This is a genomic window from Bacteroides sp. D55t1_190419_B8, assembly GCF_015558905.1.
GTDB lineage: Bacteria > Bacteroidota > Bacteroidia > Bacteroidales > Bacteroidaceae > Bacteroides > Bacteroides vicugnae.
Genome location: NZ_JADMOU010000003.1, coordinates 73,388 through 90,691 on the forward strand (window position 1 = coordinate 73,388; position 17,304 = coordinate 90,691).

Annotated in this window: 11 protein-coding genes and 1 pseudogene; 7 read left to right on the forward strand and 5 right to left on the reverse strand. The window is 40.5% G+C overall.

Going from position 1 to position 17,304, the window contains the following annotated elements; translation table 11 throughout:
• Window positions 1-69: 69 nt before the first annotated feature.
• The 6 genes and pseudogenes from I2I13_RS24410 to I2I13_RS03935 all read left to right on the forward strand — a co-directional run.
• Window positions 70-201 (forward strand): annotated as a pseudogene (locus I2I13_RS24410) (AAA family ATPase); the annotation flags it as partial.
• Between the two features lie 571 nt (window positions 202-772).
• The gene (locus I2I13_RS03915; RefSeq protein WP_195648848.1) at window positions 773-3,199 is read left to right on the forward strand and encodes a DUF5689 domain-containing protein; all 2,427 of its coding nucleotides are present in this window, start codon (window positions 773-775) and stop codon (window positions 3,197-3,199) included.
• Window positions 3,200-3,302: 103 nt separating this feature from the next.
• Window positions 3,303-4,505, forward strand: coding sequence for a DNA/RNA non-specific endonuclease (locus tag I2I13_RS03920; RefSeq protein ID WP_195648849.1), 1,203 nt, complete (start codon window positions 3,303-3,305; stop codon window positions 4,503-4,505).
• Window positions 4,506-4,516: 11 nt separating this feature from the next.
• Window positions 4,517-5,551 carry an endonuclease/exonuclease/phosphatase family protein gene (locus tag I2I13_RS03925; protein ID WP_195648850.1) on the forward strand — a complete coding sequence of 345 codons (1,035 nt, stop codon included), beginning with the start codon at window positions 4,517-4,519 and terminating at the stop codon, window positions 5,549-5,551.
• A gap of 14 nt (window positions 5,552-5,565) precedes the next feature.
• Window positions 5,566-8,313: a TonB-dependent receptor gene (locus I2I13_RS03930; RefSeq protein ID WP_195648851.1), complete on the forward strand. Its 2,748-nt coding sequence runs from the start codon at window positions 5,566-5,568 to the stop codon at window positions 8,311-8,313.
• A gap of 26 nt (window positions 8,314-8,339) precedes the next feature.
• A complete protein-coding gene (locus I2I13_RS03935) occupies window positions 8,340-9,338 on the forward strand; it encodes a DUF5689 domain-containing protein (protein WP_195648852.1) in 999 nt (332 codons plus the stop codon).
• A 255-nt stretch (window positions 9,339-9,593) separates the two neighbouring features.
• Here I2I13_RS03935 and I2I13_RS03940 read toward each other — a convergent pair whose 3' ends face one another.
• The 5 genes from I2I13_RS03940 to prfB all read right to left on the reverse strand — a co-directional run bounded on the left by I2I13_RS03940 (window position 9,594) and on the right by prfB (window position 14,154).
• Complete coding sequence (locus I2I13_RS03940) at window positions 9,594-10,886, reverse strand: DUF4010 domain-containing protein (RefSeq protein WP_195648964.1); 1,293 nt, start codon at window positions 10,884-10,886, stop codon at window positions 9,594-9,596.
• Window positions 10,887-10,944: 58 nt separating this feature from the next.
• Entirely contained in the window at window positions 10,945-11,412 is a 468-nt protein-coding gene (locus I2I13_RS03945) for a CYTH domain-containing protein (protein WP_148364081.1), read from the reverse strand.
• Between the two features lie 119 nt (window positions 11,413-11,531).
• Complete coding sequence (locus tag I2I13_RS03950; protein WP_195648853.1) at window positions 11,532-12,584, reverse strand: porin; 1,053 nt, start codon at window positions 12,582-12,584, stop codon at window positions 11,532-11,534.
• Window positions 12,585-12,818: 234 nt separating this feature from the next.
• Window positions 12,819-12,953, reverse strand: coding sequence for a hypothetical protein (locus tag I2I13_RS24600; RefSeq protein WP_004299554.1), 135 nt, complete (start codon window positions 12,951-12,953; stop codon window positions 12,819-12,821).
• Between the two features lie 84 nt (window positions 12,954-13,037).
• A protein-coding gene (gene prfB, locus I2I13_RS03955) for a peptide chain release factor 2 (protein WP_143256892.1) occupies window positions 13,038-14,154 on the reverse strand; the annotation gives its coding sequence in 2 pieces (ribosomal slippage) (window positions 13,038-14,090 and window positions 14,092-14,154; 1,116 coding nt in all).
• Between the two features lie 99 nt (window positions 14,155-14,253).
• Here prfB and I2I13_RS03960 point away from each other — a divergent pair.
• The gene (locus tag I2I13_RS03960) at window positions 14,254-17,172 is read left to right on the forward strand and encodes a pitrilysin family protein (protein ID WP_195648854.1); all 2,919 of its coding nucleotides are present in this window, start codon (window positions 14,254-14,256) and stop codon (window positions 17,170-17,172) included.
• Window positions 17,173-17,304: the final 132 nt, after the last annotated feature.

The window sequence follows — 17,304 nt, forward strand, 5'->3', positions numbered from 1 at the left end:
AAATATAGACTTCAAACAGTACGTACTTTTTCTACACTTCATTCAGTTAAAAGCGACTATACTGACACGCCGCTTAGCCTGCTTAATGTTTTCAAATATAAAGAATTCGATAGTTATTGGTTTGAGACAAGCACACTTACCTATCTGGTAGAATTACTGAAAAAGCATTATTATGTTCTAGGACGGATGGCTCACGAAGAATGGTACGACGGAAAAGGCTTGCACCAAACGATACACGTTACCTTTCGAAACGGATGGACGGAAAGTATTCAAGATAGGGATTAACTTCAGTGAGAAAACCCATAATATAAAAAATGGGTAAAAGCCTCATATGTACTGAAATTTAATGGCTACGAAAACAAAAAACAAATCTATCCCCAATATGGGTTCTCATTACTTAAAACAACAAATAATAAACAAAGCTCATCCAATGAAAACTCTATTTAACGCCCTGCAAGTACTGAGTTTGTTAATAGGTTCCCCCTCATAAAGACAAAGTAAATCTTTCATAAAAGTGATAAATTCCCCAAAAATCTTCCATAATGACATATATTATAGACAAAAAGAATCAATCTATTCATCAATAAAAAAAATAACTTCATAATCGATTAACAAGTCACAAAAATTTAACGTAATTGTAATACGAAAAAGACGTTAGAAACTTTGTATGTTTCATAGAAAAAAATAACTTTGCTAAACTATTATTATCAATAAAGAATAAAAAGATAAATGATTCACAAAAATTTTATTAATTAATTAACAAAACAGCGAAATGAAAAATTTAAACTTTTTGAAGTTATTCTACGGGCTTATGCTTGTAATGGTTAGCACAGCTTTCGTAAGTTGCGTTGACGACAATGATGATACCGAGGCTCCATACCTCGAAGTTTCGCCTACAACCTTGATTTTCGGCTTAGATGGCCAACCTGCCAACGGAAGCCAAGCTTCTTTTGACATTTCAACTAACCGTAGTTGGAAAGCTACAGTAAAGGATGATAAATCATGGGTTACTCTATCAAAATATGAAGGTGAAGGTTCTGCTACTATCCAAGTTAGCATTCCGGAAAATATCAATGACGAAGCCAGTGTTGTTATCGAGATTTCTAACAAGGTGGGTGTGTTGATGTCAGAGACTGTTAAGATTAGCAGTGGAAGTGTAGGTCCTACAGAAGTAATTTACAACGAAACGGTTGGGGATAAAGCTGTATCAAACCCCTACCCATATGTAGATTCATATGATGGCTGGAATAAGAGCGGAGTTGGTTCTGCAAATGTCACTTATTCTGGAGCAAGTGCATCAGTTCGTGCTAGTGGATTAGCTAATTCAGGCGCTTATGAAGGTGCATCAGGACCTAATGTTGTATTCTTCGGAACTCTTCCTGCATATTTCCAAATTAATAAAATAGCTCTCACAGATGCACAAACTAATCTGAAACTTACGTTCGGTGCCAGCTACTCTATAAAGGTTGGAGATGATTATGACAATACATTTGATATATCTAAGTTAACTGTGTCTTTAAGTGCTGACGGTACAAACTGGATTCCTCTTACATATACCAAGAACAATGGAGATTCAGAAAAACCATATTGGGTTTTAGCAACTGCCAATTTCACTCTTAAAAAGGCGGTATCTGAGCTATACATCAAATACACTGCTTTAGCAGCTTCTTCTATCCGCCTTGATGACATAACACTTGCTACAGGTGCTGGTGGGACAGAAATAGATTTAGGAAATGGCGGTGGTGACCCGAGCGAAGCAACAGCAATAACTATTCCAGAGCTAATAAGCAAGATGACAGCTGAACAAACGATACTTGACAATAACGCAGATCGCTATCTTACAGCAATTGTTCAGAGTGATGTTGAAGGCGGGAATTATACGAATAACAACCTTGTTGTTGCAACTGAAAATGCTACAACAGCAGGTAATGGTATAATGCTTTATGGAAGTCAAGTTGATCCAAAGGAACTAGGCCTCAAGAAAGGAGACAAAATCAAAGTTACATTACACAAAGGAAAAGCACAGATAGTTAACTATCAGGGAGTTTATGAAGTTACAGGAGCAAAGACTGAAGAATGGGCTACTGTTGAGAAAGAAGGAACTGCAACTATTACCCCTATTGAGATAACTCCTAATGATTTGATCAACTATCAAAGCATGACGGTCAAAATAAAGAAAGCAACTCCACAAGCTGCTGGGATATGGGGTATCAATAGCCCATATACATTTACATCAGGAGGACAAGAGTTTGCAGTTTTCTGTAAATCAGATGCAGCCGCCTTTATGGATCAACCATTTGCAGCCGTAGAAAGCGATATCACTGGTATAGTAACGGTTTATAAAGAGGTACCACAACTTGCTCCACGCAATATGGAAGATGTTGCAGGTTTTGCTTCGACTACTCCAACAATCACATCTGCTACCCCAACATCCTTAAGTTTTCCTGCAACCGGAGGCAGTAAAGACATCGAAATAGGTGTTGTAAATATGGGAAGTAACACACTATCTCATGGTGGATTAAGCGGTATTCTATCTGCGACTATAAATGGTACTAAAGTAACTGTAAATGCAGAAGCTAACACTACAGCTAAGGAGATTGAACAAACTTTGAAAGTATCTTTGACCAATGGAAACAGCATCGACATTCCAATAACAGTTGCTGCACCATCAACTGGCGGAGGTTATTCTTTAATCTCAACATTAGAAGAATTAACTGCCGGCAAATATTTTATGGCAGGTTATGTTGAATTAAATAATGATAAAGTAGACTTAACTCCATATAATTATCAATTATGGACAGGTGAAGTTTCATATACAGGTAGTGGAACAAGCTCTAACAGTGATTTAGTAACAGTTTCATATCAATTCAAAGATAATGAAATAACTCCTCAAGAAGCATCAAAAACAGGAACAGAAATGGAGCTTGTAGCAGTCACAGGTAAGCCCAACACCTATTATATAAAAGTAGGAGACAAATATTTATACAACTCTGTTGCTACTACCAATCGCCGTCTTTATTTAAAAGATACAGCGGAAGATGCAGAATGGGTATTCATGGATAAAAGTAATGGTACAGGAGTTACTGCTTCCAATAATAACACATACCTAATTACAGCAAGCGCAACATATAATTATATTCGTTCTTATAAAACAGAAACCCAAACAAAAACAGGTATTTTCTTCTTTAAAAAGAACTAATAAAAAGAAATCTATAATTATATTATCTTTTATCAACTCTTGGCAAGATATGATCTTGTCAAGAGTTGATCATCTCAAGATTCCATCAATATAATCAAAATAAATGAGATTATTAAATAGTTACTATAAAGCAACTTTAAAGTTTCTCTTGCTAACTGTATTTATATCATGTATAGCTGCATGTAGCAATGATGACTCTAACGGTGGAGACTCATCACAGTCAGGTGATGCCTACTGGAAGATTTCCTCCACTGTAAAATCTGCATCCGGATCATCCGCCATAATCATCACAGGTACTCCTGGGACCATATGGAATGCAGAGATCACTGAGGGCACAACATGGTGTTCTTTCAGTAGCAATGATCTGACCTTATCCTCTAAATCCGGAGAAGTAAAAGACGGGCTCAATGTTCTATACGTATATTATAATAGCAATACAGGTAAAGAACAGCGTGTAGCCAAGATTTCACTCCAGTTTGCAGATCAAGAAGCGAAAGTCTTTGATTTAGTACAATTGTCTGAATCGCAGCAAAACCTGCCGGCTTTCAAGTTATGGGCTGAAGTACCAGACTTCAAAGAGAATGCAAATTACCAGTATGTAACTCATTATGCTCTTCTGAATGATAAAACAATACGTAATTATTCCATTTGTTTTGATAAGACAAAGAAAGCAGCTTTGTGGGTAGCATATCCGATACATACTGCATACCTCAAAGGATCAGGAGAACGTACAGACCGTTGGGCTTTCGATCCGATCATTCCTCAAAGTTATCAAGCTGATTGTACATTAAGATCTTATGGAGGATCTTATGACCGTGGACATCAGCTTCCATCAGCCGACCGCTTGGGAACAGATGAGATGAATGCTCAAACTTTCTATATGTCAAACATGACTCCACAGCTTAATCGTCTGAATCAGGATATGTGGGCTAAACTTGAAACCAAAGTTCGGGCAAACAACTGTTCTGATACGTTGTACGTAGTTACCGGTGCATATTTTGGAGCAGGTGCAACCACCACTACAGATGGAGCAAAGAATACAGTTCCGGTTCCTACAAACTACTTCAAAGTACTTCTGCGTACAAAGAGTGGCAAAACAGGAAAGAACATCAAAGACTGTTCGGACAGTGAACTGATATCAATAGGATTTTGGGTAGACCATAAATCATATGGAAATATCGAGCCTCCTAAGTCTATTTGCACTTCTGTAGCAGATATCGAAAAGATGACAGGATTTACGTTCTTTCCACAAGTATCCAGTAGTGTAAAACAACAAAATAATCCATCCCAATGGGGGATTAACTAATACGCTAGCTTATGAAAAAACTGTTATTAGTAACCGCGCTCTTTGCGCTGCTGATATCGTTCAGCTTTGCACAGAAACCGTATAAGGTTGTATTTTACAATCTTGAGAATTTCTTTGATACAATCAATGATCCGGAAGTTCACGATGATGAATTTACTCCCGAAGGTCCTAAGAAATGGAACTCAGCCAAGTACAACAAAAAACTGGCCAATACCGAACGGGTATTCTTTGACATCGCAGCTATCAACAAGGATTATCCGGTCATTATCGGTGTATCAGAAGTAGAAAACCGCAGTGTACTGGAAGATATTATCGCAACTCGCAAACTGGCTCCGGCAAACTATCGAATCTCACACTTCGACTCTCCTGAAGCCCGTGGTGTAGATGTGGCTTTTCTGTATCGTCCGGATGTGTTTAAGATAGAAGGAGAAAAAGCTGTGAGAACAGTCATCCCTTCACTTCCTGACTTCAAAACCCGTGATATCCTCACGTTATGGGGAACGATTGAAAACGAACCTTTCTTCTTTATGGTAGCACACTGGCCTTCACGTTTAGGAGGCAAAGAGGCTTCGGAGTTTAAACGCATTGCAGTTGGTCAACAGATGCGCAGCATTGCCGACTCCGTCATGAAGGCAAATCCTAATACAAAGGTCGTTATGATGGGTGACTTTAATGATGACCCGACTGACAAGAGTATTGCTCAAGGCTTGGGAGCCAAGTTCAAATTAAAGGATTTGAAAGAAGGAGACTTCTTCGATCCTTATGCCGACATGCTCAAGGCAGGATACGGAACATTAGCTTATGGTGATGCATGGAATATATTTGATAATATTGTCGTTTCTGAGAATTTAGCCAAAGGGTCAACCGGAAAACTTAAATTGCAACAAGCACCCGGTTCTAAATTCTACGGAAACATCTTCAAGCAACATTATATGGTGCAGAAAGAAGGGCAATACAAAGGATATCCATTGCGCACTTATGTGGGTAACAATTTCCAAGGTGGATATAGTGACCACTTCCCCGTATATATCTATATAGGTAAATAAAAAAATAAGTTTATATGAAAATCAGAACATTCCTATTCATGATGCTATCTTTGATGTCATTCACCGTTTTTGCACAAAACAATGGTGGTGTCAAAGGTAAAGTCGTTTCCCGTACAACACGTGCGGCTATAGACGGCGTAAAAGTGACATTAACTCCGGGAGATGTAACGACCAAAACCGATGAGTCGGGTAACTTCGTTATCGAAAATCTGGCAAAAGGAGAATACACTCTTACTTTCGAGACAGCAGAGTTCGAACCATTAACTCTTGCAGTTCGTGTAGATAAGATGATCAGAGATATCAATAACGTTATCATGGTTCCCGACAATGTCGCTCCAACTATGGACGACGCAATCTTTGCCGAGTTTGATACAGAAACGCTGGACGATGCCCAGTCGCTTCCTTCATCACTGTCGGCTTCTAAAGATGTATTCAACAACATCGCTTCTTACAAATTCAGTGAGATGCGTTTCAATGTCCGCGGTTATGATTCACAATACTCAGACGTATATATGAACGGTATTCAGCTGAACGACGCAATGACAGGATACACGCCTTGGTCTTTGTGGAGCGGTTTGAATGATGCAACCCGTAACCAGGAAATCACATCTGCACTGAACATGGGTGACATGGGTATTGGCGGTATCGCAGGTACAACAAACATCAACACCCGCCCCTCACAGATGCGTAAAGGACTTCGTGCCAGCGTAGTGAACGGTAACTCCATGTATCGCTTCCGAGGCATGCTGACTTATGCCTCTGGTTTACAGGATAATGGCTGGTCTTATGCTTTCTCCGTATCGACCCGTCAGGGAGGAAACTCGTATGTAGATGGTGTATATTACAATGCTTTCGGATATTTTGCTGCTGTAGAAAAGCAATTCAATTCGCAGCACCGCTTGGCATTAAGCATTTTGGGTGCTCCTACAGAACGCGGTGCACAGCAAGCTTCTACTCAGGAAGTATACGACTTGGTAGGCAACAACTACTACAACCCGAATTGGGGCTGGCTGAACGGCAAGCGTGTCAATGCACGTGTACGTAGCTACCATGAACCTATCACCATGCTGAACTATACATTCGACATCAATGACCGTTCGCAATTGAATGTTGCAACTTCTCTGCGTTTCGGGCAGAACGGTTATTCTGCTCTAACCTGGTATGGCGGTCCCGACCCACGTCCTGACTACTACCGTTATTTACCCAGTTTCTATGACAACACTTATGTCGGAGCGCAATTGTATGAAGCATGGATGGGAAATACGGACAACATCCGCCATATCAACTGGGACAACCTGTATCATATCAACCAAAGCCAGGAGGAAAATCCGACTTATGGAGCCGGTCATCGTGCCATCAACATGATTGAAGAACGCCATGCAGACCAATTGGACTGGAACCTCTATACACAGTTCTCTCATCTCTTCCGCGATAATTCTAAAATTAACGGTGGTTTGAACTTCCGTCGTAATCGTACAGAATACTATAGCGAAGTGAAAGACTTACTAGGTGGTGACTACTGGGTAGACGTAGATAAGTTTGCAGAACGTGATATGGGTGGTATGAATCCGGTTCTTTACCAAAATAACATGGAGTATTATGATAAATACGGCCATGCACAAGCAGTAAAGAAGGGCGATAAATACAGCTACGATTACTACGGAAATATTATCAATGCACGTGCATGGGCACAATATAGCAAAAACTTTGGCAATTTTGGCGTCAATCTGGGTGGAGAACTCGGACATACTACTTTGTGGCGTCATGGTATCTGGAAGAAAGGTTTATTCCTTGACAATTCTCAGGGAGATTCAAAGAAGCAGAATTATCTGACTTATAAGTTGAAAGCTAACTTCAGCTACAAGTTCTCTGCTGCTCATTCTATTGATGCCAACATCATCTATATGCAAGATGCTCCTGCTTTCCAGGCTTCGTTTGTTTCACCTCGTACCCGTAACTCTGCGACTCCGGGCATTTCAAGTGAGAAGGTATTTGGTGTAGATGCTTCTTACAACTTACGTTGGGGAGATGTGAAAGCACGTATCTCCGGATACTATACGAAGTTTATGGATCAGTCCAAAGTTCTTTCTTATTATGATGACGTAGAAGCTACCTTCTCTAACTTTGCCATGAGCGGTATTAACAAACGTCATTTCGGACTTGAGGCAGCGGCTTCTGTACCTATCTATGCAGGACTTTCTCTGAATGCAGCCATCAGCTGGGGACAATTCACTTATGACAATAACCCGGATTATGTACAAATTCAGGATAATAGTGGAGAAATCAAGAACCAGGGTAAAGTATACTGGAAGAACTTCCGTGTAGAAAGCACTCCGCAAACTGCACTGAACGTAGGCTTGTCTTACCGTGGTCCTAAAAACATATTCGCGTCATTAGATATGAACTATTATAATAATATGTACCTATCTATGAGTCCGCTCTATCGTACAGATGCCGTACTGACACCGGGAATGACTGAAGAAGATATCGCAACGTTACGTAATCAGGAAAAGTTCAACTCAGCTTGTGTATTTAATGCAAGCGTTGGCAAGAACTGGTACATCAACCGTGCCTACACTCTTGGCTTCAGCTTAGAAGTAAAGAACCTGCTCAACAACCAGAATATCAAAACCGGCGGTTATGAACAAGTTCGTCTGCTGAAGAACAAAGACGAGAGTTATCAAACCTACCAACCGTTTGATTCGAAATATTTCTATATGTTCGGTACAACCTATTACATGAACATTTATTTCCGTTTCTAAGGACATCATAAGTAAAAAGAACAGTTATGAACAAAATATTTAAATTATGTATGCTTGTAGTAGTAACGCTTAGTTTCAGCAGTTGCTACAACGAGTTTGAAGAACCTGCTCCAGCCAAAGTCTGGACAAAAGAAGACTTCTCAAATAGCAAACTCATTTCCATAAAGGACTTTAAGCAACTTTTCTACGACAAATATGGGAAGGGAGCTTCCAGCTTAGGAAAAACTTTGGAAGTCACTGAAGACTACGTCATTAGTGGGAAAGTGATCTCAAGCGACCAAGCTGGTAATGTATACAAATCAGTATACATATATGACGAATCATCCAAATCAGCAATCGAACTAAAACTGATGGTTAGCAACTATGTTTATTTTCACATAGGACAGACTCTATTTGTTAAAACCAAAGGGCTTGCTATCGGTAGCTATCGCTATATGTTAAGCGTAGGTGGAATGCCGACAGCAGAAGACGTCTCAAAAGGTTATGCAAACCGTAACCTTGAGAACTCTTTATTCGTAGACCAACATATATTCAAAGGTGAACTCGGCAGTCTGACAGAAAATGATACATTGGTTATCAATTCCACAAATTTCGAAACAGCACTAAATGATGATGCATTAGGACGTTTGGTACGCTTCGAAGGATTGACTTACAAAGAAGGCACATACGACGGAGACAAATATCCTCAATATCTAGAAACGACTTATCCGAATGGTTCAACCACTGCTGTATATGAAAATAAATATTATACAGAAGAAGGATTGCCCCCAACCTATGCTTACAGCTATGAAGGTAATCGCTATTATGGTTCTTCTTGGTTTGCTTATGATAATACTACATCTTCTTCAGATTATGGAAACTATATCTTGCGTGTCAGCGGATATTCTAATTTTGCACTTCAGCCTCTGCCTGCAGACGGTACCAAAGGTAATATCACCGCTATTTATACCAAATATTCTTCTAAAAGTGGAGGATATATTAAATATCAGTTATTGGTTAACAGCATAAACGATATTGATTTCTAAACAAATACACAAGAGGGAATACTTCAAAAGTTCCCTCTTTTTTGTATAAAAGAGGAAATCAAAATACCTTTATATAAGAAACTTTCTTTCCTACAAATTAGAAAATGCCTTATCTCTAGTTAATAGGAGTACTTTTTTATAACCTGTTTTGTCGAATATAATCGATAAAAATAAGCCTATTTCATCGACTATACTCGACAAAACAACAATTTACTAGAATTAGAACCTATGAAAAATAGCCTATCACTCTATTTTTTAAATATAAAAGAACAGCAACAACACAAGATTACAAGCAATCACCACACCGAACCCTCCCAGAATCCAAGGACGAAGTTTACTTCCTTTCCCGGCAAAGAATAAAGCATAAAACATATTTACCATTATATTACTGATGATAGCCTGCATACTACAAGCAGTAATTATCAATGCAGCAACACTACCCGTATTTTGCAACAAGTTTAATATGAAAGGAGTGATATCACTAAAACCAGATACAAAAGACAGGAGATTCAATCCGCCTGTACCTGCATAAACGAGTGTATAATGAGTTAAGAAAGTAAATACGACAAAGAGTACGGCAAAAATCAAAGCAACTTTAAATTCCAACGGATTGCTGCTATCATCCTCTTCCGCTTCGACAGGCTGGTCGTTGGAACGCTTTTGACGGGAATGAATAAACCAGGCCACAATAGCTGCCACCACTGCCATAGTCAACAGATATGGATAAATAGACAAGAAGATTTCCCGACTGAAAATAAGTATCAATATCATAAAGCGCAGAAACATCATGCTGATAGCCAATAACATGGCAGCAACATAATCAGTAGCTTCCTGCTCCGAAGCTTTCCGGCTTTTACGGGCAAGTACCGAGATAGTAGCCGTACTGCTATATAATCCGCCGATAATACCGGAGACTAATGTTCCGGATTCATGAAATACATATCGCTTTAATAAATAAGAGAGATAAGAAATGCCGGATACCACTACCGTTGCCAGCCAAATAGAGTAAGGAGTGAGATTTACATCCGGAAGCAGATTTTTATGCGGAAGCATCGGCAATATAATACCACTGATAGCCAGGAACTTTGCCAACGTAATCATTTCATCATTCTTCATTCGTTGCGCAAATTCCGTAAAAGTATGTTTGAGTTCGGTCAGCAGAAGCACTGTCACAACCACCATGACATAAAACCAGGAAGGTTGGGTAGCTACGATAGGAGCCATACAATAAGTAATCAGGGCTATAATAATGGTAGTCACGCCAAAGACATGAAATTGTGATTGCTTTACATAATAGTTTAATCCCAATAGCAATCCCAGCACCGCTCCGCCTCCCATAAATAAGCGCATATCCGTAGGATCAAGTATATAAAGCAGGTAGCCCAGTATACCGATAAAGGTAAAAGTTCGGTCGGTTCCGAAAAGAGTAGTCTCACCTTCACGCTTCAAACTGATCCGACGCTGCGAAAGTCCGATTAGCAATGAAAACAAAGTAACTAAAACAAAAGTAACCAATTCACGCGGCACATAACCGTACAACTGTTCCATATCCATACACTACTCTCTTTTTTATATAAGAACAAATATACGGTTTATTTGTTAACGTTCACCACGTTTTATACGGTTTTTTCATTAACTGTGAGTTATAGTAGCGTATATCTCCGGTAACCTCTTTACCAATAAAACCGGGTTTCACAAAGGCCTCATCTTCTGATTCCAGTTCTACTTCCGCCACAATAAGTCCTTCATTCTCACCATAAAATTCATCGACTTCAAATGTATGTTTGCCACTGCGCACCAAATAACGGGTCTTGTCAATGATCCCCGGTTCGCAAAGTTTCATCAATTCTTCCGCTTCTGATAAAGGCAATTCCTTTTCCCACTCATAACGGCTGGTACCAGAAGCATTAGAAGCCCCCTTTATCGTCAAATACCCCTTATCATCCCGAATACGAACCCGGACAGTACGCCCACGAGCACTACTGATATACCCTTGTACAATGCGACTCTGCGCAAAAGCCAAAGATTTAAATTCACCGGTAACCAAAAATTTACGTTCTATTTCTTGTGCCATGACACAAAGATAAATTAAAAATTGAAAATTGAGAATCAAAACGCTGTAGTTTTCTGATACACGATGCAAGGTATCAAACTATCATTTCTTAATTCTCAATTTTCAATTCTCAATTTACATCAGAATCTCGTCATGAATTCAATCACGATCTTATCCCGTTCCGATTCTTTGGGGATGCCGGAGTTCTTATAGAAATATTTTTCGAAATTCAGCCGGAGGTCGGCAATGAAGGCTTTGGAAAGACTTAATGTGATTCCACCTGTCACACGGTGGCGGGCATAATCATTTATAATCAGGGCTTTTGTCGTTTCGTCCATTTTGCCATCACTATGGTCGGTCATCATATCATAGCGGGCCAAGAAAGAGATCTTATTGAATACTTTTTTCAGTGGTAAATCGTAATTGATAAAGCTATTCACTGCATGAACATCTTTGAATGCTTCATGCCCGTACATCTTATATAAATATTCCGCCTCAATATGAAAACGATCATTCTGATAATAGATACCGGCATCATACATATTAATACGCACATTTTCCGGTTTTATCATTTGGGTACTAAGTGTCAGGTTCCAGTTCTTATTAGGTAATAGCTGTGCTTTTATGGAATAATTCAGCGTTTTGTGCCATTCCTTTTGATTGGTCAAACCGGAGCCGTTGAATAATCCTCCTTCAAGGATAAAAGGGAAACCGCCTTTATTCGTATAGCCGGCCGTGAAACCGACGTCACGCACATTTCCTACTTGTTTAGCTATGAATGAGCGATTTGCAAAATACTGTTGATGTGGTGAACGGTGAGCGTCTATCGTGAAAGGAACGCGCATCTGACCAATCGTAAAATTCAGGTCTTTCACCGGAAAAACACGGGCATATGCATCAAGCATCTTGATAGAACCTTCATCAGAAAGGTCGATTTCCGCTTTATAAGCAACTATCGGATGCACATTTCCCGAAACACTGAAGCGTGCATTACGTACTTCAAAACGGCTTTCACTTGTTTCTGTCTGGTACTCGTACTTTCCCCGGATAGTTCCGTGAATCTCCGACAGATAATCCTTAAACTCCATGGTCTGCTTATCCAGCTTCTTACCATCCCCTGCATCTTCTTTTGCCTGTCCAAAGGCAATTGTCGCCAGCAAAAGCATAACGACGGTTGTTGTGATTCTACTCATTTCAGTTGTCTGCTACTAAATTCACGGCAAAAGTACAACTGTGAGGATACACGGAGATGACAAATTAACTACGGGAAAATGACAGAAAAGTTACATTTATATTACAGAGAATACAAATGCATTACAAAACAAAGAGTTCACCACAAATTACGCAGATTAACACAGATCGGATTTGATATTCATCCTATCAATAACCAAACAATCCGGGTTAACCGTATAATTTGTGGCGAACTATCAGCCGAAAAAGGAAAATGCGATCAGCATAATCAATGCCAAAATAATTAATGAGACGAACACTATTTTGACAACCTTCTGGGCTTGTTCTTCTTCTTTTTTACTAATTGCTACTTTTTTCTTCACCTTACCCATAATAGTTAGCTTTAAAGTTCAACGCTAACAAAGTAAGTACAAATCTATTAACTTTCCAAAAATAACTCTTGCTAATTTTATTTTTTATGATTCCTGTGAAGAAAACTCCATCAAATAAGCTTTGATAAAACCATCTATTTTGCCATCCATCACGCCATTCACATCCGAGGTTTGATAGTTGGTACGGTGATCTTTCACACGACGGTCATCAAATACGTAGCTTCGGATTTGAGAGCCCCATTCGATTTTCTTCTTACCGGCTTCCACCTTCGCCTGTTCTGCCATACGGTGCTGCAGTTCCTTATCATATAAGATGGAACGTAACTGACGCATTGCATTCTCACGGTTCTTCGGTTGGTCACGGGTTTCGGTATTCTCGATCAGGATTTCTTCTTCCTCACCGGTATAAGGGTCTTTGTACTGATAACGCAAACGGACACCGGACTCCACCTTATTCACATTCTGTCCACCGGCACCACCGCTTCGGAACGTATCCCAAGAGATATTGGCAGGCAAAATATTAACTTCAATACTGTCATCTACCAACGGAGTAACAAACACAGAAGCAAAAGAGGTCATACGTTTACCCTGCGCATTGTAGGGAGAAACACGGACCAAACGGTGCACACCGTTCTCTCCTTTCAAATAACCATAAGCAAAGTCACCTTCGATATTGATAGTACAGGTCTTGATTCCGGCTTCATCCCCTTCCTGAAGGTTGGCAATGGTAGCTTTATAACCATTCGTCTCGGCATAACGCAGATACATACGCATCAGCATAGAAGCCCAGTCCTGACTTTCCGTTCCACCGGCACCTGAATTGATTTTCAGCACACAATCCATCTGGTCGGCTTCATCACGAAGCATATTTTTGAGTTCGAGCGCCTCTACCGCCTCACTGGCTTTTGCATAAGCAGCATCTACATCTTCCTCAGTCACCAGTTCTTCTTTATAGAAATCAAATGCCAGTTCGAGTTCATCTGCCAGCGTCTTGAGTTCGTTGTAACCCTCAATCCACTTTTGCAGGTCTTTCACCAGTTTCATTTGAGCTTCGGCTCTCTTCTGGTCATCCCAGAATCCCGGAGCTTGTGTTCTTAATTGCTCTTCTTCGACTTGAATTTTCTTCCCGTCGATGTCAAAGATACCTCCTCAGCGCATCAGTGCGCTCTTTCACGTCTTTAAGTTGTTCAATAGTAATCATTTGATTTACAATTTTATTATTTACAAATTTCAGATATCGGGGACAAAGATAAGCAAAATTCTGCTACCTTTGTTTTTGTTATTAAAATGTTGTCATATTATGAACAAACGATTGAAACTTTCTTGCTTGTCACTCTTCCTGGCATTAGTGATTTGCAGCTGTAGCTCACAAAAGAAGTATAGCTACGAAACAGTGCCCGATGACCCGCTAAAGGCCCGCATTTACACACTGGACAACGGACTAAAGGTTTACCTCACCGTAAACAAGGAGACTCCGCGCATACAAACATTTATCGCAGTAAGAGTGGGCGGAAAGAATGACCCGGCAGAAACGACGGGACTTGCTCATTATTTCGAACACCTGATGTTTAAAGGCACTGACAAGTTTGGCACACAAGACTACGCGACCGAAAAGCCTCTGCTGGATGCAATCGAACAACAGTTCGAGATTTATCGTAAGACTACGGATGAAGCGGAACGTAAGGCGATTTACCACACCATCGACAGCCTTTCTTACGAAGCTTCCAAGTATGCTATCCCTAATGAATATGACAAATTAATGGCAGCTATCGGATCTACCGGCAGCAATGCTTATACTTGGTATGACCAGACGGTCTATCAGGAAGACATTCCTTCCAACCAGATAGAAAACTGGGCGAAGATTCAGGCAGATCGTTTTGAAAACAATGTGATTCGTGGTTTCCATACTGAATTGGAAGCTGTATATGAAGAGAAGAACATGTCGCTCACCCGTGACAATAGCAAAGTGCAGGAAGCTATTTTTTCTTCTCTTTTCCCCAACCATCCTTATGGAACACAGACTGTGTTAGGCACGCAGGAAAACCTGAAGAATCCTTCTATCACGAATATCAAGAACTACTATAAACAATGGTATGTGCCTAACAATATGGCAATCTGTATGTCCGGCGATTTAGACCCGGATGCAACGATTGCGTTGATCGACAAATATTTCGGCGGATTGAAACCCAATCCGGAACTTCCGAAACTGGACCTGCCGAAAGAGACGCCAATCACGCAACCTGTTGTAAAAGAGGTGTTAGGTCCGGATGCCGAAAGCGTTGCACTGGCTTGGAGATTCCCCGGTGTGTCCGACAAAGACTTTGAAATCCTGCAAGTCGTTTCGCAAGTATTATACAATGGAAAGGCAGGACTTATCGACCTTGACCTGAACCAGCAGCAGAAAGTGTTGAATAGCTACGGTTACCCGATGGGACTGGCAGATTACTCTGCATTGCTGTTAGGAGGACTTCCTAAACAAGGACAAACACTGGAAGAAGTAAAAGACTTGCTACTCAGCGAAATCAAGAAGCTCCGTGCCGGAGAGTTCGACGAGAAAATGCTGGAAGCGAACATCAACAACTTCAAGCTCGGTGAACTGCAAAACATGGAAAGCAACGAAGGACGTGCCGATATGTTTGTCAACTCATTTATCAACGGCACAGACTGGAAAGATGAAGTTACTGCCATCGACCGCATGGCCAAACTGACCAAAGAAGACATCGTAGCGTTCGCCAACAAATACCTGAAAGAAGATAATTATGCCGTTATCTACAAAAAGCAAGGAAAAGACCCGAACGAAAAGAAGATGACGAAACCGGAGATTACTCCCATCATAACCAATCGTGATGTAGCCAGTCCGTTCCTTGTGGAAGTACAGGAAAGTGCAGTTAAACCGATTGAACCTGTGTTCCTCGACTATCAAAAGGATATGAGCCAGTTAAAAGCAAAATCGGATATTCCGGTTCTTTACAAGCAGAATGTAGCCAATGACCTGTTCCAATTGATTTATGTCTTTGATATGGGAAACAACCATGACAAAGCTTTGGGAACAGCATTCGATTATCTCGAATATCTGGGTACTTCGGACATGACACCGGAAGAACTGAAAAGTGAATTCTATCGCCTGGCTTGTACTTTCTATGTTTCTCCGGGTAACGAACGCACGTATGTCGTACTTTCCGGACTGAATGAGAACATGCCTGCTGCCGTACAATTATTCGAAAAGCTGCTGGCAGATGCGCAGGTCAATAAGGAAGCCTATACTAATATGACCGGCGATATACTGAAAGCCCGTTCGGATGCCAAACTGAATCAGGGACAGAACTTCTCCCGTTTGATGAGCTTTGCCATGTACGGTCCCAAATCCCCTGCCACCAATCTACTGACGGAAGCGGAACTGACAAATATGAATCCACAGGAACTGGTAGACCGGATTCACAATCAGAACAGCTACAAACACCGTATTTTATACTACGGTCCAAGCAGCAGCAAAGATTTACTGGCTACCATCAACCAATATCATCAGGTTCCGGCAACCCTGAAAGAGATTCCTGCCGGAAACGAGTATTCTTATCTCGAGACTCCCGTCACTAAAGTTCTAATAGCTCCTTATGACGCCAAGCAAATATACATGGCACAGATATCCAATCTCGACAAGAAGTATGATCCGGCTATTGAACCTATCCGCGCATTATATGATGAATACTTCGGAGGGGGCATGAACTCCATCGTCTTCCAGGAAATGCGTGAAACACGTGGATTGGCTTATTCCGCCTGGGCTAGCATAATGCCGCCAAGCTACTTGAAGTATCCCTATGTACTACGTACACAGATTGCCACGCAAAACGACAAAATGATTGATGCCGTCACTACATTTAATGACATCATCAACAATATGCCGGAATCCGAAGCTGCTTTCAAACTGGCTAAAGATGGATTAACCAACCGTCTGCGCACCGAACGTATCATCAAGGGTGACATTATCTGGAGTTATATCAATGCACAGGATTTAGGGCAAAACGTAGACCCGCGCATCAAACTCTACAACGATATACAGAACATGACGCTGAAAGATATTGTCGATTTCCAAAAGCAATGGGTAAAAGGACGTACGTATGTTTATTGTATTCTGGGAGATAAGAAAGATTTGGAGCTGGATAAATTGAAAGCTGTAGGTCCTATTGAAGAATTGACTCAGGAACAAATCTTCGGATATTAAAAGAAATGATCCGGCCATAAATAATAAAAAGAAGGTGTCAAAGCACCCCTAAATACAAAGTTTACCCCTGTTACAGTTCAATCTGTAACAGGGGTAATACTTTAAAGAGAGCTCCAATACACTCTTTATTGT

Coding starts and splice junctions, on each gene's coding strand:
- I2I13_RS03915 (WP_195648848.1), top strand. CDS start 773: ATGAAAAATTTAAACTTTTTGAAGTTATTCTACGGGCTTATGCTTGTA.
- I2I13_RS03920 (WP_195648849.1), top strand. CDS start 3,303: ATGAGATTATTAAATAGTTACTATAAAGCAACTTTAAAGTTTCTCTTG.
- I2I13_RS03925 (WP_195648850.1), top strand. CDS start 4,517: ATGAAAAAACTGTTATTAGTAACCGCGCTCTTTGCGCTGCTGATATCG.
- I2I13_RS03930 (WP_195648851.1), top strand. CDS start 5,566: ATGAAAATCAGAACATTCCTATTCATGATGCTATCTTTGATGTCATTC.
- I2I13_RS03935 (WP_195648852.1), top strand. CDS start 8,340: ATGAACAAAATATTTAAATTATGTATGCTTGTAGTAGTAACGCTTAGT.
- I2I13_RS03940 (WP_195648964.1), bottom strand. CDS start 10,886: ATGGAACAGTTGTACGGTTATGTGCCGCGTGAATTGGTTACTTTTGTT.
- I2I13_RS03945 (WP_148364081.1), bottom strand. CDS start 11,412: ATGGCACAAGAAATAGAACGTAAATTTTTGGTTACCGGTGAATTTAAA.
- I2I13_RS03950 (WP_195648853.1), bottom strand. CDS start 12,584: ATGAGTAGAATCACAACAACCGTCGTTATGCTTTTGCTGGCGACAATT.
- I2I13_RS24600 (WP_004299554.1), bottom strand. CDS start 12,953: ATGGGTAAGGTGAAGAAAAAAGTAGCAATTAGTAAAAAAGAAGAAGAA.
- I2I13_RS03960 (WP_195648854.1), top strand. CDS start 14,254: ATGAACAAACGATTGAAACTTTCTTGCTTGTCACTCTTCCTGGCATTA.